Origin of the sequence: Neobacillus drentensis (assembly GCF_036965645.1) — a bacterium.
GTDB lineage: Bacteria > Bacillota > Bacilli > Bacillales > Cytobacillaceae > Neobacillus > Neobacillus drentensis_D.
In genome coordinates, this window is record NZ_JBALPZ010000063.1 from 10,783 (window position 1) to 28,423 (window position 17,641).

Here is a 17,641-nt window from a genome sequence, read left to right on the forward strand (position 1 = left end):
AAACTGACATTTTTTAGTTTAGAGGTGTTTTTTTCTCTAATAACCTATTGCTCTAGGGAAGGAAGCTATAAAAAAAGTTAATTACATAAATAAATCATCGTTATGACCCGGGGTTATCTTTTTTATCTTTTCACCACAAAAAACCTTAGTTTGGTATGTTTACCTAACTAAGGTTTTTTTATTTTTCAGGCCCTTATTTCGCTTTCCGTATGTGCGAAAACAACACATGATTTCCTTTCAATGAGTTCTGTATCTACAAACAATTTAATCTTATCAGAGTCATTATTTTCAATCTGTTTAATAAGTTTTTCAACAGCTTGTAAAGCAATCCTATCCTTTTTTACATGGATCGTTGTTAATTCTGGCGTAATCACTTGTGATTCGAAGATGTCATCAAAACCGATTACAGAAACATCATCAGGGACTCTAACTCCTAATTCAGTGAGCGATTTAATAACGCTAATGGCCATATAATCCGCTTCACAAAATAAGGCTGAAGGCATTTGATTTAGACGTTCTTTTATTTTCTCTTTAAACGCATCCTGGGATGAGATGACTGTCGGGGATACTGAAAAGAAATTGGTTTCGGCAATTTTTAAACCATTTTCACTAAGTGCCTGTAAAAATCCTTTTTTTCTCATGTCAAAATTATACATTCTTGTATTTGACCCTACATAACCAATTTGCTGGTGCCCTAACTCCATTAAGTATTGTCCTGCCTGGTATGCACCATATACGTTGTTCATGACGACAAAGCTTACATCCATTGTTTCAAAACAAGTATCCAAAACAACAATATTTGGCTGAACACTGGCAACTAGATTAATTTGCTCCGGTGTTAAGTTGGTCCCTAACAATAATATACCAGCGGACTTTTGTTCTTGTTCGAGTCTAGTTATTTCATCTTGGAGGTTATCTATGCTGATTGAGGAAACCATGAGTGAATAACCACTAGTTCCGATTTGTTTGTCAAGATTATGAATTAAATCCGTGAAAAAAGGGAGCGATTCATATTGTTCTGTTACAATGCCCGCATTTGTAATTGCAACGAATCTTAACAGTTTTGTATTTGGCTGAAAAAATTGTTCAGCTTTAATAATCGGACGCGGAATATATCCGTGTTCTTGAGCGATTCGCAAGACCTTCTCGCGTGTTTTTTGACTGACACCATTTTTGCCATTCAAGGCTAGAGAAACGGCTGATTTTGAAACATTGGCTAATTTAGCGATATCATCTATTTTCATTCATATTACACCTACCTGTGAGATAAAAAGAATTTATTTATATTCATGTAAACATATTTTACTCGATTATATCACAAAAAAATGAGTTTAGTTAATTTTTAGTTCGAATAAAATAGGGTGATATCCCGAAAATTGACTATTAAATCTAGGTTTTATGGGGATTTAAAAAAGGAACTTCAAAATACTAAAATAAAAAAGTTTATATTAAATCTAATAAATAACTAAATAAATTTATAAAAATAATTGACTGATAGTTGTCTATTTTGATATTATAATTTCAATAAGTTTATACATCGACTAAATATGTTTAGTTTGTAAAATAAGTGTTTCTTGTATGCGCTTTATATGAAAAAAGTTTGAGATTCAGTTATGTGAAATTTAGGAGGCGATAGAAATGGAAAAGTTTAAGCTTGGATTTGCTCCAACAAGAAGATTTGTATTTAGTAAAGAGGATGCATTAAAGTATAAACATTTAATTAGAGAAAAAATGGAGAGCTTTGGTTTGGACATGGAAATTGTTGATTTGGAAGGGATCAATGAAGAAGGGTTGCTGCATGAGCGTTTAGAAGAACCAGCGATAATAAAGCGCTTTAGGGATGCTGAAGTGGATGCATTATTTTTCCCACACTGCAACTTTGGTACTGAAGATATTGTTGCCCGTGTTGCCAAAGCGATCGGCAAACCGGTTCTGCTTTGGGGTCCAAGAGACGAAGCTCCATTGGAAGATGGGATGCGTCTTCGTGATACACAATGTGGAATGTTTGCAACTGGTAAAGTTCTAAGAAGATTTAATGTTAAATTTACATATATTACTAACTGCACGGTTGATAGCCCTGTTTTTGAACGCGGATTTAAGAACTTCATTGGTGCAGCGAATGTTGTGAAGCAGTTTAATAATCTACGTATCTTGCAAATATCCACAAGGCCATCAGATTTTTGGTCAGTAATCTGCAATGAAGGTGAATTGTTGGAGACGTTTGGAATCCAAGTTCACCCGATCACACTTGAAGAGTTGAAAAAAGTAACGTTGAAAATTGAAAAGTCTGATAGTCCAGAATTAGATAAGGCAATGGGCTATATCAAGGAAAAACTTGACTGGAGCGGAGTTACAGAACAAGATGTTCGTCGGATTGCTTCATTAAAAGTGGCAATGAAACAACTGGCTGCCGATACAAGAAGTACAGCAATTGCCATTCAATGCTGGTCAACTTTGCAGGATATTATTGGCATCATGCCATGTTTAGCCAATGCGATTCTGACAGACGAACAGATCCCGGTAACTTGTGAAACAGACATACATGGAGCGATTACCTCCATTATGGTTCAAGCCGCTACCATGAATACTCAGCCAACTTTCTTTGCAGATATTACAGTACGTCATCCTGAAAATCCAAATGGCGAGCTGTTATTCCACTGTGGCAATTTTCCGGTTTCGTTAAGTGTGGAAGAAAAGCCAAAGTTGAACAAACACTTCTTATTTGATGATCATTCTCCAGGTACCCATGAAGGGGAAATTAAGGGTGGAGAAATGACACTTGCCCGTTTTGACGGAGATCATGGTGAATATTCAATATTCCTTGGAAAAGCAAAGGGAATTGAAGGGCCATTCACCAGAGGTTCATATGTTTGGGTGGAAGTAAATGACTGGCCATTATGGGAAGAAAAGCTGGTAAAAGGTCCGTATATTCACCATACAGTAGGTATCCATGCCAATGTAATCCCAGTCCTGTTTGAGGCATGCGAATATATCCCAGGGTTGAATCCTGATCTAGTAGATCCAACTGTAGACGAAATCAGAGCATGGCTTCGTGGCAGTGACCTAAATAAATAAAGCGAGGAGGTAAATAGAATGAACAAAATTGAGTTTCTAAAACGGAAAGCAACAGAAATTCGAATGGAACTGCTAAAAATGATTTATGAAGCAGGTACGGGGCATACAGGCGGGTCTCTATCCAACACGGATATCTTAACGGTTCTTTACTATCATATTATGAATGTTGATCCAAAAAATCCTAAATGGGTAGATCGTGATCGTTATGTCCAGAGTAAAGGGCATGCGGTTGAGTCGTACTGGGCGATTTTAGCAGACAAGGGCTTTTTTCCAAAAGAGGAATTAAAGACATTCTCTCAATTTAATACTAGATTAATTGGTCACCCGAATAATAAAGTCCCTGGTGTGGAAATGAATACAGGTTCCTTAGGACATGGGCTGCCAATTGCAGTTGGCATGGCCCTGGCTGCCAAAATGGATGGAAAATCTTATCGCATCTATACCTTAATGGGAGACGGGGAACAGGCAGAAGGATCAGTTTGGGAAGGGGCTATGGCAGCTTCACATTATAAGCTGGATAATTTAGTAGCCATCATTGATCGCAATAGATTGCAAATCACAGGAAGTACGGAAGATGTTATGTCCCTTGAACCATTCGGAGATAAGTGGAGAGCATTTGGTTGGGAAGTGGTCGAGATTGATGGAAATGACGTTGAGCAATTGGTGAATGTGTTGGAGGAAGCTCCGAAAGTTACTGGAAAACCAACTCTCATTGTTGCCAATACAGTCAAGGGAAAGGGGATTTCAATTGCTGAAAATGTAGGAAAATGGCATCATCATGTACCGAGCAAGGAAGAATATGCATTAGCAATGGAAGACCTTATTAAGCAATTGGAGGTGTTACAATGAGTATGGTTGCTCTAAAAAGTGCAAAAGGAAATAAGATTGCCAATCGTCAAGCCATCAGTGAGGTTTTACTAGATTTAGCGAAAGAAAATAAAGATATTTTAGTATTAACTAGTGATTCTAGAGGATCAGCATCCCTAGCGGATTTTGGAAAGGAACTACCAGAACAGATCGTAGAGGTAGGGATAGCAGAACAAAATCTTGTTGGGATTGCTTCTGGTTTGGCTGCTTCTGGTAAAAAACCATTTGTTGCTTCACCAGCTTGTTTTTTAAGCATGAGAAGTATAGAACAAATTAAGGTAGATGTGGCGTACTCTAATACAAATGTTAAATTAATTGGCATAAGCGGCGGCGTTAGTTATGGTGCGCTTGGAATGTCTCATCATTCTTTGCAGGATCTAGCTGTAACCCGTGCCATTCCTGGTCTGGATGTAATGATGCCCGCAGATCGTCATGAGGCTAAAAAAATGATTGAAGCATTAGTTGAGTATGATCGACCGGTCTATCTTCGAATTGGCCGCAATCCTGTAGAAGATTCATATATTTCTGGGGACTATGATTTTCAAATCGGTAAAGCTTTTACGATGAAAGAAGGTACTGATATTACGATTATAGCATCAGGGGAGACAGTCAGAATTGCTTTGGATTCCGCGGAAGCACTTGAAATGGAAGGCATTGATTGTAGAGTGATTAATATGCATACAATCAAACCGTTAGATAAGGAAGCTATTCTGAAAGCTGCTGAGGAAACAGGAAGAATTATCACCATAGAAGAGCATAGTATTTATGGCGGTTTAGGTTCAGCAGTAGCTGAAGTAGTTTCACAAAGTCACCCGGTTCCTGTTAAAATTCTTGGTCTTCCAGACGAACCTGCTATTGCAGGGAAAACAGCTGAAGTATTTGAATATTATGGATTAAGTGTTGACAATGTCAAGAAGGTTGCCATACAAATGGTGAATAAAGGATGAGGTGTTCCTAATGTCTCACGAGCCATATATCCTTGCAATTGATCAAAGCACTTCAGGAACAAAGGTTTTGCTTGTTAATTCAAAAGGGCAAATCACTCATAAATGTTCTGCAAGTCATACGCAGCACTATCCTCAAACTGGTTGGGTAGAGCATGACCCAGTTGAAATCTATGAAAATGTTAAAACCCTTTTAACAGAGGTGGTTCAAACCACCTCTGTTCCAGAAGATGAGTTGGCTGTATTGGCCATAACGAACCAAAGAGAAACGATAGTGGTTTGGGATAAAGAAACAGGAATTCCAGTTTACAATGCCATCGTTTGGCAATGCCGAAGAACATCAGACATGTGTGAAGAGATGAATGAACAAGGTTACGAAACGATTATCCAATCAAAAACCGGGTTAAAGGCAGATCCATATTTCTCTGCATCCAAGGTGAAATGGATTTTGGAATATGTGGATGGCGTCAAAGATAGAGCAAGAGAAGGAAAGCTCTTATTAGGTACGATTGATAGCTGGCTTATCTGGAAATTAACAGGCGGGAAGGTTCATGCAACAGATTATACCAATGCAAGCAGGACTCTTCTTTTTAATATCCATACCCTTCAGTGGGATGAGGAATTGTTAAACTTATTTGATATCCCAAGAGAAATGCTTCCTGAAGTCAAAGATTCTAATGAACTATTTGGTGTAACGGAGGATCCATCACTTCCGTTCAAAGCACTTCCTATCTCAGGTGTAATTGGCGATTCGCAAGGTGCATTATTTGGACAGAAATGCTTTGAGCCTGGAATGGCAAAAGCGACATATGGAACAGGTACTTCTGTTCTCATGCAAACTGGAGAAATGGTAGATGGTACCAATGGTTTAGTTACTTCGATTGCATGGGGATTGAATGGGAAAGTGAGCTATGCACTGGAAGGAATCATTAATAGTACCGGTGATACGATAAAATGGCTTAAGGAGCAGCTTGAATTAATTGATGAAATTGGCGAGGCAGAGCAGTTGGCGTGTTCAATTTCAGATAATCAAGGTGTCTATCTTGTTCCAGCTTTTGTAGGATTGGGAGCTCCTTATTGGAAACCGTATACTCGTGCTGCAATCATGGGAATAAGCCGAAATACGGGGAAACCCCACATTGTACGTGCAGCCTTAGAAAGTATCGCTTATCAGGTTAAGGATGTTATTGAACTGATGCAATCCGAATCCAATATTCAAATAAAGAGTGTAAAAGTGGATGGAGGAGCAACAAGTAACCGGTTCTTAATGCAATATCAAGCTGATATGTTAGATATCAATGTAATCGCTTCAGAAGTAGCCGAATTATCTTCGATGGGCTCCGTTTATTTAGCTGGTTTAGGAGTAGGAATTTGGAAATCGACAGACGAAATCAATAAACTAAATCAGGAACATGAATTATATCAATCTTTAATGAATAGTGAGTTAAGAAATAAATTTTATCAAGGGTGGAAACATTCGGTAAATGGTGTCTTAATAAGCTAATTATCTTGCTTGAAAAATAAATTAAAATTTAAATGACTAATTGAAACCCAAAAGCCTAAATCTTTTAGGCTGTTTTTTTTAGCGATAAGTTTTTTTAAAGAGTTATAAATAAATGTCAAACAGATTTCAAGGTGAATGATGGGAGAACCAAAATATATTCAACTTAAGCAAGAAATTCATTCTTGGCTGGTTTCTGGACGATTTATAAAAGAGGGAAAAATACCTTCTGAAAAGGAAATTGCTGAAATTTTCCATACAAGCAGAAAGACGGTTAGGCATGCTTTAGGGATTTTGGATAAGGAAGGTTTCCTCCATAAGGTGAAAGGGAAAGGAACTTTCGTTTCACATTTGTCATGTAGAAATGAAATCCAAACAAAAACAATCGGGTTTTTAACATCAAATATTATGAATGTTAACTTTCCCGGCATTATTAAGGGTGTAGAAGAGACCCTCAGGAATTAAGGATATAACTTGTTATTATCAAGTACGGATCATGACAAGAAAAAGGAAGAGGAACAATTAAAAAAGTTAATCAGCCATCCGTTAGGAGGGCTAATTATCGAACCAACAAAAAGTGCTTTAGAAAATCGAAATTTAGATTTGTTTATTTCACTAATGAATCAAAATATTCCTTTTCTGATGATTAATGATCGATACACAGAATTGAATTGCCCCTGCCTAAAACAGGATGAGGATGAAGGTGGATTTATTGCGGCTCAGCATCTCATTCAATTAGGCCATCGAAGAATTGCTGGTTTATTTAAAACGGATGATTTACAAGGTGTTCACAGATTAAAAGGATTTATTCGGGCACATAGTATGTATAATATTCAACTAAATCCTGATTTGATTATCTCGTACGACAAAGACTTTAAGGTTCTAGAATCAGCCAGATCTTTATTCCAGAAAAAAGAAGAGAGACCCTCAGCAATCGTATGCTATAACGATGAATTGGCCATTAAGCTATTAGACGTAATAAATCAAACGGGATTGAAGGTACCGGAGGAAGTATCGCTTTTAAGTTTTGATGATTCCTATCTAGCTAGAGTAACTCAAGTAAAATTAACTAGCCTTAAGTACTCAAAAGTTGAAATGGGTAGAGCAGCAGCCGAAATGCTAATTAATAAGATTGAAAATAGAGAAATGCAATGGGATAAGGAAATCCTTTTTAAACCTGAGTTAATTGTTAGAAATTCCACTCAAAGAAATAAGGAACCATTATTTGTTTAAAGTTTCCACCCAAACCATTTTAGGAGGAAAGTATGGATAGATTAAAAATCTCAGAAAATAAAAGAATTTTTACGCATCAGGACGGGAAACCATTTATCTGGTTGGCAGATACAGATTGGACAATCGCACATAGATTAAAATGGGACGATGTAGAATATTTGATGCAGAAACGTAAATCACAAGGATTTACTGTATTACAGATTGTCGCACTTGACCCGGAACAGGATAAGGAAATGAGAAATCCAGCGGGTGATAAGGCTTTATTAAATGATAATCTGAACACTCCTAATGAAAAATATTTTCAGTATTTAGACTGGATAATCGATAAAGCGGAAGAATATGGATTTTATGTGCTGTTACTGCCTGTATGGGGAGAACTTGTAGTAGGTCATAACTGGATGGGTGAGTTTTCAGAAGAAATTGTTACGAAAGAAAATGCTTTTCAATACGGAAAATGGATTGGTCATCGCTATAAAGATAGAACAAATATCATTTGGTGTCTAGGCGGGGACAGGCAGCCCATTCATCTAGGAGTTGATTACAAGGATGTTTGGAGAAATATGGCGGAAGGGATTGCAAAAGGGGTTCTAGATAAGGAACTTTCATATAATGTAAAAAATCCTGATTGGCAAAAGCTTTTAATAACTTATCATGCATGCCATGAAGCCGAAACCGGTGAATGTTCAACAATGTCCTATTGGAATGACGACGATGCTTGGATTTCATTTATTATGATTCAATCTGGACATGGACTAACACCGAAAAATTATGAATTAGTGAAAAATGATTATAATAGAAAAAATCCTATGCCTGTTTTTGATGGAGAACCTGCCTATGAACAAATGCCAACCTCTTGGCCAGTTGGTGAAGATTTTCATGGGGGATGGATGGTGAGGAAACGTGCTTATTGGAGTTTGTTTGCCGGATCCTTTGGCCATACATATGGGCATCCTTCCGTGTGTTGGATGATCTCTGAAAAGGAAAGAGATAGTTTCAGAAAATATTCTTGGTTTGAAGCTTTGGACCAACCTGGCGCATGGCAGATGAAAATCCTGCGTGATTTTTTGGAATCTAGAGATTTAAGTCAGTGTATTCCGTGTCAGGAATTACTAATTGAACAAAATGATAAGTTGGAAGATAGTATAGATGAACACATTCAGGCATGTGTAGAAAAGGAAGGGAAATTTGCTTGTCTATACTTCCCATCAGGTGGAGAAGAAACAGTAGATTTAAGTAGATTGAAAATAGAACAGTTACAAATTTGGTGGTTTAATCCTAGAGATGGGCAATGCTATACACAAGAGAATGTTATAACAGATAAAGCAATTAGTTTAGAAGTTGAAAAGCGTGACGTTTTAAAAATAATAACACCTACTCGTGGATCTGAGCAGGATTGGGTATGTGTAATAGAAAACAGAAGTAATCACTCAACCATTCCTGGCAAAGCAAATATGTATGGAGAAATGCCTGTACCTCCTGAAATCAAGAAAACTTTTATGTGGTGATTAAAAGAATAATACCCAGATACTTGGTTAATTACTTTGCAAATCTTGCTAGAATAGAAACAAATGTTGTCCTTAGTAAACAAAGTATGTTAGATAATGTAACGGTGAAGAAGGTGGTATGTTCATCCTTGGATTTAAATATAATGTACAAAAAGTAAACAGGCCTAGTAGGTCTGTTTACTTTTTGCTTTTTATGCATAACAACTGATTTATTTTACCTCTACCATTGTCTAAGTCTCCTATTGTCTTTAATACCTCCCCATTATAGAATAGGGAAAAATGTTTATATGCTGGTACTTGCATAACATCAATTTGCCAACCAACATACTAAAATAAAAAATTACCTACTTTATCACAAATTAAGTAATAACTATAGGGATGACATTATAATGAATCATAAACAATTAGACCAATATTTACGTAAATATGATCCTATCGAAGAAATTCAAATAAAAACTCGTAAGAATATCAATGACTTTGATGGACACGAGTTGCTTGTTGAAAGTGGCAGCAGCATCCCAAGAATGCAGGAAGAGTACTTTTTCAATAAGGGTCCAATTTTTATTAGCAAACATCATAGATTTGCTGATATGCCCCTTCATATGCACTCTTTTATTGAAATCAATTATGTCTACTCAGGTGTCTGCAAGCAAAATATTAATGGTAAGCAAGTAGTATTGAAGCAGGGGCAGGTATGTATGTTAGATGTAGACGTGCCACACAGCATACCCTCACTCGGAGAACATGATATTTTGATTAATATTATTATGAAAAAAGAGACCTTTACTGGGTCATTCTTAGGCCGGTTAGGAAATACAGGGATTGTGTCTAACTTTTTGGCGAATGCAGTTTCGGAGAATCAAAGGCATGACCATTACATTTTGTTTCACTCAGAGGGTAATGAAAATCTCCAGTATATTATTAAAAACATGATGTGTGAGTTCTTCGATGAACAGGACTACTCTGTTGAAATGGTTCAGTCTTATTTACCTGTTGTGTTAACCGAGTTAATGCGTGTTTATCAGCTTGACAAAAATTTCGAACTTACACGTGTTTCCGGAAAAGCGAATATTATCGAAATTCTGCATTATATTGAACAGAATTATAATCACTGCAGTCTAACGAGTCTTGCTGAAAAATTTAATTTCAATTCTAATTATCTTGGCAATATGCTCAAAGAACGAACGGGTAAAACATTCCTAGAACTTGTTCAAATGCAGAGGATGATTCGAGCTTCCATACTGTTAAAAAATACAACCAAAAGTATGGATGATATATCTTTTGAAATTGGTTATGAAAGCAGCAGTTTCTTTCATCGGAAATTTAAACAGCATTTTGGCTGTACCCCAACTCAATTTCGTAAAAAGGGCAAATAGCTGTCATATGCTAAAGACCGTTAACTTCATGTAACCAACCTGTAAAAAGAGCAGTTTTAACTGTAATCTGTTTATTGTATACGGATTCAGAAAACGGTTTAATTAATGTATGAACTAGTTCAAGATACAGCGTTTGATATACAGGAGGATGTAAGATGAACTCAACAGCAGGTACGTGGCGCCAACGGATTGGATATGGCGCAGCAGATCTTTCATGTAATTTGGTTTGGCAAATGATAGGACTTTATCTAATGTTTTATTATACAGATGTTGTTGGCTTGAAAGCGGTTCAAGTGAGTTTGTTATTCTTATTAACAAGGATTGTTGATGGTGTTGCCGATGTAATGATGGGAATTATTATTGATAAAACAAACACAAAATGGGGGAAATCACGACCATATTTTCTGTGGGGGGCCATTCCTTTCGCTATTCTCGGTATACTTGCATTTTATGTTCCGGATGTAGGACCGGTAGGAAAACTACTTTATGCTTATATGACGTATATGGGACTTTCAATGGTTTATACAATGGTTAACATACCGCTAGCATCCATTTTACCAAGTTTAACTAGTGAGCCGCAGGAACGAACAATGCTATCAACTGTTCGGATTATTTTTTCCTTTATTGGAGCAACGGCAGTCAGTGTTCTCACAATGCCAATGGTAAAAACACTTGGAGGAGGTTCACAAGCGACTGGTTTCTTCTGGACAATGGTGATCTTCAGTATCATTGCTTGTTTATTCTTCTTCTATACTTTTAAAAATGTAGAAGAAAAGGTAAAGGTTCAAGTTGAGAAAGTAACTGTAAAACAAGCATTTTCTACTCTAAGAGGAAACAAGCCGTATTATATTTTTGCTTTGAATATCTTATTCATGTGGGGTTCTTATTTCTTTCAGCAGGGAGCACTTATCTATTACTTCACATACAATCTAGATCGTGCAGACCTTGTTGCTACAATTGCAGGAATTGGTTCCTTCATTCCAATTGCAGGTACATTTTTAACACCATTTATTGCGAAAAAAATGTATAAGCGCACTTTATTTATGATTTCTAGCGTGGTCAACCTTGTTGGTATTTTAATAATGTTATTTGCAGGATCGTTAATTCCCGTTATCATTGTTGGGGCAGTAATTGCTGCCATTGGATATGGAACTCGTCAAAGTATCTATTTTTCAATGCAGGCAGACCCTGTTGATTTTGGTGAATGGAAAACTGGAATTAATGCGTCAGGTTTATTATCCGCATTAAACGGTTTTATCGGAAAAGTGACGATGGCTGTTGCGGGTGCATTGTTCGGTCTTATGCTAACCTGGGGACATTATGTGCCAAATGGTCATCAAACAGAGCAATCATTGCTGGCGATTAAGCTGGGGTACTTAATTATTCCGGCAGTACTAGTTGTTGTCTCCATGATTACAATGAGTTTCTATAATCTTGACAAAATTTACCCGAAAATTCGTGCTGAAATTGATGCGCGGAATAGTGAGCGGGAGAAGCAGGGGATAGCGGTATGAGTATTCAAAAACTAGAAAATCAAGTGATTGTTAGAAATGAGAAATTTATTGAAACAGCAGAACAATTGAGGCCACAACTTCAAGAAACAATTGTAAAGCCTTCATCAATTGTAGAAATAAAGGCGGATTCACAAGTCATTCATGGCTGGAAGCCGGAAGCTGTTGCTCATGTCTCCTCTCTAGCAGACTCTGAATATGGGAAAAATGATTCTTTCATTCTTGATTTTGGTGACCATCAGGTGGGGTATCTAACCCTTAAAATTCGTTCAGCTGGCAGTCCCCCGGATGCGCCGCTTAAACTAAAACTCACAATTGGAGAAATGCCAGTTGAGATGGCAGAACCGTTTGAGAATTATAATGGATGGCTTAGCAGTTCGTGGCTGCAGGAAGAAACTATCTTTGTTGATGTATTTCCTGCTGTTATTTCCTTACCCCGTCGTTACAGCTTTAGATATGTAAAGTTTGATGTAATTGATACATCACCAAAGTATCGGGTTGTCTTTGAAAGTGTAGAATGTAAAGCAGTCACTTCGGCAAATATAAGTGCAGTTCAAAAGCTTTCTCATCAGGATGAAGAACTTCAAAACATAGATGAAATTAGTATTAAAACACTTGCAGATTGTATGCAAGATGTTTTTGAAGATGGTCCAAAACGAGATCGCAGACTTTGGCTCGGTGACTTACGACTGCAAGCACTAGCAAACTATGAAACATTCGGAACCAATAACCTTGTTAAACGTTGTCTTTATCTTTTTGCAGGTGTTCCAGATGACAAAGGAAAAGTTCCGGCAAATGTTTTTGTTGCGCCAAAGCTTATTGCCGATGACACCTATTTATTCGACTATTCTTTGTTCTTTGCTGCATCCTTACATGATTACTATTTTGCCACAAGCGACTTAGAGACTTTAAAAGAACTATGGCCGACTGCCTATCGGCAGGTTGAACTTGCACTTGAAAGACTTGATGAAAACCATATTTTAAAAGATACTCCTGATTGGTGGTCTTTTATTGATTGGCAGGAAGGATTAAACAAACAAGCTCCATCTCAAGCTGTGTTAATCTATACTATGAAACAGGCTATTCGCCTTGCCGAAGAATTAAACGTATTAGAAAAAGACAGTTTGAAAGACCGCTTAGCAGAAATTGAAGAAGCAACAAAAACCTATTTGTGGGATGAGGAGCAGCAATTTTTTATCAGTGGTTCAGACCGTCAAGTTTCTTGGGCAAGCCAAATTTGGATGGTCCTTGCAGGTGTTTTGACTAAGGAGGAAAATAATAATTTAATGAAGCATCTTTTAGCTGAAAATCCAGCTGTCGGAATTGCAACGCCATATATGTATCACCATTTGATTGAAGCCCTGCTGGTTTCTGGAGAAAAAGAGCAGGCAATCGAAGAAATGAAGAACTATTGGGGCGGCATGATCCAAGATGGCGCGGATACGTTCTGGGAATTATATGATCCTAAGAATAAAGACTTTTCTCCTTATGGCAGCCATTTAATCAACAGCTATTGCCATGCTTGGAGCTGCACACCAACATATTTAATTCGAAAGTATAACTTGTAAGAGAAGGAGGGGACAATCTGCAGTTTAAAGGTTGTCCTTTTCTAATGAATTCCTCCTCCTAAAAAAACAGTACATTAATCAGAAAAATCTGACACTATTAGCCTACTTAGTTGTGTTCTAATATATATGTATAGGAGCCGGTCCTTATTTTTCTAAAAATGGAAGCGTTTTAAAAAATGGGGGAGGAAGTGTGAATTAGATGAAAAAATCCCAGCTCACTAAGATGGGAAAGAGAATTCTATCGATGATTCTTACTACTACACTTGCAGCAGGTCTAGTTGGTTTCCATGCACCAGAGAAAAAAGCCGAAGAAATTCCAGTTTTTAAAAAGCAAGTCGGCGGGGTTTTTGACGGGATGCCTTTGTTTGACGGTGTCCCAGAGCATCTAGATCAGTTTGTTGATGCTTATTTTGATTATACGGGTCTTGAAGGGCCAGCTGTTTATGCTACCGGTTCAAGGAATCATTACACTTTGCAGCGTGGAACGAATGCCGGAAAAGTCATACCTGGTGCACTTTCTGCAGCTGACAATGTTCAAGGAGTATCCACTGATTTTCCAGCGTTAGTCGGTATGGGAGAGACCTGGAACAAAGATCTTCTTGCTGATATTGGAAAAGTCATGGGGAGCGAGAAAATCAGTACTTTAAAAGTGAAACAAGGGGATTCAAACATACATGGCGGTACAAATCCATCTGCCACTGTAGCGTTTACTGTTGTAAGCGATATGCGCATTAATCCGCTTAGTGGGCGATTTGACGAAGGTTTCTCGGAAGATCCTTATATGACTGGTACCATGATTGATAACATGGCAGCCGGTCTTAGCGGTACTGACCAAGAAAAAAGCAATGATGGCTTCTGGATGCGTGCGGTAGTTGGAACAAAGCATTTTTCTGTTTATAACGCACAGTGGTTCCGTCAAACAGCAAGTAACAGTGCTAGTGCGAGGTCCATTTTCGAATATCAGACAAGGAGTCCTTTGAAAGCGTTAAGCTCTGGATCCGTCGGAGGAGTAATGACCTCATTTGGACGTACCAACGGAATTCCTAACATTCTATCACCATATCAACGTCATGCGAATAATTTCTCTAAATACGGCGTTTACAGTTCTCCTGATTTTAATGCTGACCAGCTTGTCTTCCAAGCCGGTATGCAAGGAAATGGTTATGATACGCAGTATGCAACAGACCGAACTACCGCCACTATTTTGATGATATTAGCTAAGGCAAACGCCGGCCGTCCGAGTCCAAACGAGCAAAATGCAAAAGATGATGTCGCTGCTATAGTTGATGCCGTTGAACAAGGCAAATACGGTCTTACAAAAGAGGACTTAATCGAGGCGGCACGACCACATGTAAATCAAATGGTTCGTGTGGGAATATTTAACGAAGTAGATGAAAACGGTATTCCTAAGAATTACCCGTTTGCAGAAGAGGCGAAGGACGTGAGGTCTCAGCCTGCCACATATAATACGCCTGAACATCAACAAGTAGCGTTGCGTGCAGCCGAGGAGAGTATCGTATTGCTTAAGAATGATGGCACGCTGCCACTTGCAAAGACCAAGAAGGCTGCTGTCTCCGGGGCATATGCAGATGCTAGGTTCAAAACAACTTATTCGGTTGGAACAACACCAAATATAGATAACTCTGGCATTTCTCCATTGTTGGCAATTATAAAGGCTAACGGGGCAAATAACGTATCATATACATCTGGGGCAAAAGTTGTAGCGTTGAAATCTAAACTAAACGACCAAACAGTTACAGCTGATCCAAATGCTGCAGATGTTGCAAAGGGTTCTCAGCTTATTACAACCGCTGACCCAATGGATGTGAATAACCCTGCTCAATTATTTGAAGTGTTTGATTGGGGACAAAAGGGATATAGCTTACGTTCCCTAAAAAATGGACGTTGGATTACCTCTCCGGCAGCTGCGAATGCAACTGTTGAAAATACAAATAATACTGCATTGAACCTAACAAATAATGACTGGGATCTTGGACAAATGCTTGGAAATACGAGTACAATTCCGCCAACAATCCGAGTGGAGGATAATTCAGATCATACTATATCATTAATTGCGAATGGTTACAGGACTGGTTTTACTGGTGATTTTACAAATTGGTATTATGCTAGTGGCCGCTTTATTACAACCGGTTCGGATGGAAAACTTAAGACATCATCAGCTACACTTGGTAACAAAGCAAATGCAGCCAACCGAAATGTAGATGTGAAATTTGACCAAACCGTTGTTAAAGAAGTAGGAGCAGATGCCGTTAAGCGTGCAGAAACTGATGATTACGCTGTCGTTTTTGTCGGGGCCATCCCGCGTCACAGTGCAGGAGAAGGCACCGATCGCTCCGATTTAAATATGGGAGAAGCTGACTACCAATTAGTTGATAAAGTGTCATCCGCTTTTGCTGCACAGGGTAAAAAGACGGTTGTTGTCGTTAAATCCAGCTTCCCTGTTGGTATGGGGAAGATTCAAAACAATCCAAACGTATCTGCAATAGTATACCAGCCATATGGCGGACAGTACGATTCATATGCATTGGCTCAGGTTCTTTATGGTGACTATGCACCGACAGGCCGGTTATCTTCCACATGGTATGCAGATATGTCTGCATTTCCGAAAATCGATAAGTACTCCATTCCTGAAGGGAATACGGCCATTACGTTAGATGGTATTGATCCACGATATTCGGTAGATATGACTAATGCTGATCCAGAGGAATCAAAGCTGACATACATGTATACAAAGGCAAAGGTAACCTATCCATTTGGATATGGTCTTTCATATAGCAGCTTCTCGTATCGTGATTTCAATGTACCAACAAGCGCAAATGGGAATTCTCCTTTCAAAGTAACAGTAAAAGTCAAAAATGATGGAAAGGTAAATACATCTGAAGTCGTTCAGTTATATGTCAAAAATAACAATTCTGCTTATGGCAGTCATGCACCACAAAAGCAATTAGCCGCATTTGATAAAGTTTCCTTAGCTGCTGGAGAAACAAAAACGGTAACTCTTACGGTTAATCCAAAGGACTTTGCTATTTGGGATGTAAATGCAGAAAAATTCATGATTGAGAATGGAACCTATGACCTTATGGTTGGAGCTTCTTCTCAAGATATTCGTGCTCAGAAAGCGATTGCTATTTCAGGTGACTCACTTGCTGCACTTCCAACAAATAAACCATTTAATGTGTTCGACCACGCATTTGCCTCAAACGAGGTGGTTTATAATGAAGTATCCAAAGCCAGAACAGCTGAGAGTTTAAAAGAGAAGAAGGTCGTTGGTGGTTATTATGCAGTCCACTCTAAACAAGATGGTTCATGGGCTGCAATGCCTAAAGTAGTCTTAACTGGATCTAAGAAAGTGACAGCATCCGTTGCTTCTGATACCGCTGGCGGACAAATAACTTTGCATGCAGATTCCGTAAATAGTGAACCTTTTGCAGTGATCAATGTTCCACAGACAGGGAAGAAAACATATACCATTGAGAATGCAGGTGTAACTGTAAACGAACTGGGATATAAGGATATAACTGTTGATTTGGCCAAAAATGCGCCAAAAGGACAACATACAATCTATGTTAAATTCCATTCACCTGATATTCGTGTTGATACTTTAACATTCGATGTAAAGTAACACTGGCTGAAGGAAATGAACAACGTATTATAAAATAATAGAGATTCACAGCCCTTGCCAAAAGGCATGGGCTGTGATAATTTTTCACTTTTAAAAAAAAGCAGTTTTACATATAGAAATACTCCAGATTTGAGTTTATGATGACAATAATAAGCGAACCTAAAAGGGCATAAGGTGGACCAATATGAAAGAAGTATTCAGAAGAGTTAGAAATTATTTTCATAGTGACAATATTAGATATAAATACTTTTTTATTATGCTCTGCCTATCAATCATTCCCCTTTTATTATTGGGTTTTATTTCTTTCAATATTGCTAAAAATACATTAGTTCAAAATCAAGTAGAAACAACGGGAAATAATCTTCAAACCTCTAGTGAAGTGACGGATCTTTTGTTCCGAAATATCATTAATATGGAA

Annotated in this window: 12 protein-coding genes and 1 pseudogene; 12 read left to right on the forward strand and 1 reads right to left on the reverse strand. The window is 38.0% G+C overall.

The window, feature by feature from the left end:
* Window positions 1–185 precede the first annotated feature (185 nt).
* Window positions 186–1,244, reverse strand: coding sequence for a LacI family DNA-binding transcriptional regulator (locus tag V7266_RS13335; protein WP_335468377.1), 1,059 nt, complete (start codon window positions 1,242–1,244; stop codon window positions 186–188).
* Between the two features lie 394 nt (window positions 1,245–1,638).
* Between V7266_RS13335 and V7266_RS13340 the strand changes: the two genes are divergently transcribed.
* The 12 genes and pseudogenes from V7266_RS13340 to V7266_RS13395 all read left to right on the forward strand — a co-directional run.
* Window positions 1,639–3,075: an L-fucose/L-arabinose isomerase family protein gene (locus tag V7266_RS13340; RefSeq protein WP_335468378.1), complete on the forward strand. Its 1,437-nt coding sequence runs from the start codon at window positions 1,639–1,641 to the stop codon at window positions 3,073–3,075.
* Window positions 3,076–3,093: 18 nt separating this feature from the next.
* Complete coding sequence (locus V7266_RS13345) at window positions 3,094–3,924, forward strand: transketolase (protein WP_335468379.1); 831 nt, start codon at window positions 3,094–3,096, stop codon at window positions 3,922–3,924.
* Window positions 3,921–4,889 (forward strand): transketolase family protein, encoded by a 969-nt coding sequence (locus tag V7266_RS13350; protein ID WP_335468380.1) that lies wholly within the window; start codon window positions 3,921–3,923, stop codon window positions 4,887–4,889. The genes V7266_RS13345 and V7266_RS13350 overlap by 4 nt, the downstream gene beginning before the upstream one ends.
* A gap of 10 nt (window positions 4,890–4,899) precedes the next feature.
* Window positions 4,900–6,390: a glycerol kinase GlpK gene (gene glpK / locus V7266_RS13355; RefSeq protein WP_335468381.1), complete on the forward strand. Its 1,491-nt coding sequence runs from the start codon at window positions 4,900–4,902 to the stop codon at window positions 6,388–6,390.
* 135 nt (window positions 6,391–6,525) lie between these two features.
* On the forward strand, window positions 6,526–6,852 hold the full coding sequence (locus V7266_RS13360; protein WP_335468382.1) for a GntR family transcriptional regulator: 327 nt from the start codon (window positions 6,526–6,528) through the stop codon (window positions 6,850–6,852).
* A 9-nt stretch (window positions 6,853–6,861) separates the two neighbouring features.
* Window positions 6,862–7,620: a substrate-binding domain-containing protein gene (locus tag V7266_RS13365; RefSeq protein WP_335468383.1), complete on the forward strand. Its 759-nt coding sequence runs from the start codon at window positions 6,862–6,864 to the stop codon at window positions 7,618–7,620.
* Between the two features lie 32 nt (window positions 7,621–7,652).
* Window positions 7,653–9,125 (forward strand): apiosidase-like domain-containing protein, encoded by a 1,473-nt coding sequence (locus V7266_RS13370; protein WP_335468384.1) that lies wholly within the window; start codon window positions 7,653–7,655, stop codon window positions 9,123–9,125.
* 389 nt (window positions 9,126–9,514) lie between these two features.
* Window positions 9,515–10,501 (forward strand): AraC family transcriptional regulator, encoded by a 987-nt coding sequence (locus V7266_RS13375; protein WP_335468385.1) that lies wholly within the window; start codon window positions 9,515–9,517, stop codon window positions 10,499–10,501.
* A gap of 155 nt (window positions 10,502–10,656) precedes the next feature.
* The gene (locus tag V7266_RS13380) at window positions 10,657–12,015 is read left to right on the forward strand and encodes an MFS transporter (RefSeq protein ID WP_335468386.1); all 1,359 of its coding nucleotides are present in this window, start codon (window positions 10,657–10,659) and stop codon (window positions 12,013–12,015) included.
* Window positions 12,012–13,580, forward strand: coding sequence for a sugar hydrolase (locus tag V7266_RS13385; protein WP_335468387.1), 1,569 nt, complete (start codon window positions 12,012–12,014; stop codon window positions 13,578–13,580). The genes V7266_RS13380 and V7266_RS13385 overlap by 4 nt, the downstream gene beginning before the upstream one ends.
* A gap of 199 nt (window positions 13,581–13,779) precedes the next feature.
* On the forward strand, window positions 13,780–17,223 hold the full coding sequence (locus V7266_RS13390) for a glycoside hydrolase family 3 C-terminal domain-containing protein (protein ID WP_335468388.1): 3,444 nt from the start codon (window positions 13,780–13,782) through the stop codon (window positions 17,221–17,223).
* A 184-nt stretch (window positions 17,224–17,407) separates the two neighbouring features.
* Window positions 17,408–17,641: pseudogene (locus tag V7266_RS13395) on the forward strand (sensor histidine kinase); the annotation flags it as partial.

Excerpts from the sequence above, each read along its gene's own strand:
- V7266_RS13335 (WP_335468377.1), bottom strand. The coding sequence starts at position 1,244 with ATGAAAATAGATGATATCGCTAAATTAGCCAATGTTTCAAAATCAGCC.
- V7266_RS13340 (WP_335468378.1), top strand. The coding sequence starts at position 1,639 with ATGGAAAAGTTTAAGCTTGGATTTGCTCCAACAAGAAGATTTGTATTT.
- V7266_RS13345 (WP_335468379.1), top strand. The coding sequence starts at position 3,094 with ATGAACAAAATTGAGTTTCTAAAACGGAAAGCAACAGAAATTCGAATG.
- V7266_RS13350 (WP_335468380.1), top strand. The coding sequence starts at position 3,921 with ATGAGTATGGTTGCTCTAAAAAGTGCAAAAGGAAATAAGATTGCCAAT.
- glpK (WP_335468381.1), top strand. The coding sequence starts at position 4,900 with ATGTCTCACGAGCCATATATCCTTGCAATTGATCAAAGCACTTCAGGA.
- V7266_RS13360 (WP_335468382.1), top strand. The coding sequence starts at position 6,526 with ATGATGGGAGAACCAAAATATATTCAACTTAAGCAAGAAATTCATTCT.
- V7266_RS13370 (WP_335468384.1), top strand. The coding sequence starts at position 7,653 with ATGGATAGATTAAAAATCTCAGAAAATAAAAGAATTTTTACGCATCAG.
- V7266_RS13375 (WP_335468385.1), top strand. The coding sequence starts at position 9,515 with ATGAATCATAAACAATTAGACCAATATTTACGTAAATATGATCCTATC.
- V7266_RS13380 (WP_335468386.1), top strand. The coding sequence starts at position 10,657 with ATGAACTCAACAGCAGGTACGTGGCGCCAACGGATTGGATATGGCGCA.
- V7266_RS13385 (WP_335468387.1), top strand. The coding sequence starts at position 12,012 with ATGAGTATTCAAAAACTAGAAAATCAAGTGATTGTTAGAAATGAGAAA.
- V7266_RS13390 (WP_335468388.1), top strand. The coding sequence starts at position 13,780 with ATGAAAAAATCCCAGCTCACTAAGATGGGAAAGAGAATTCTATCGATG.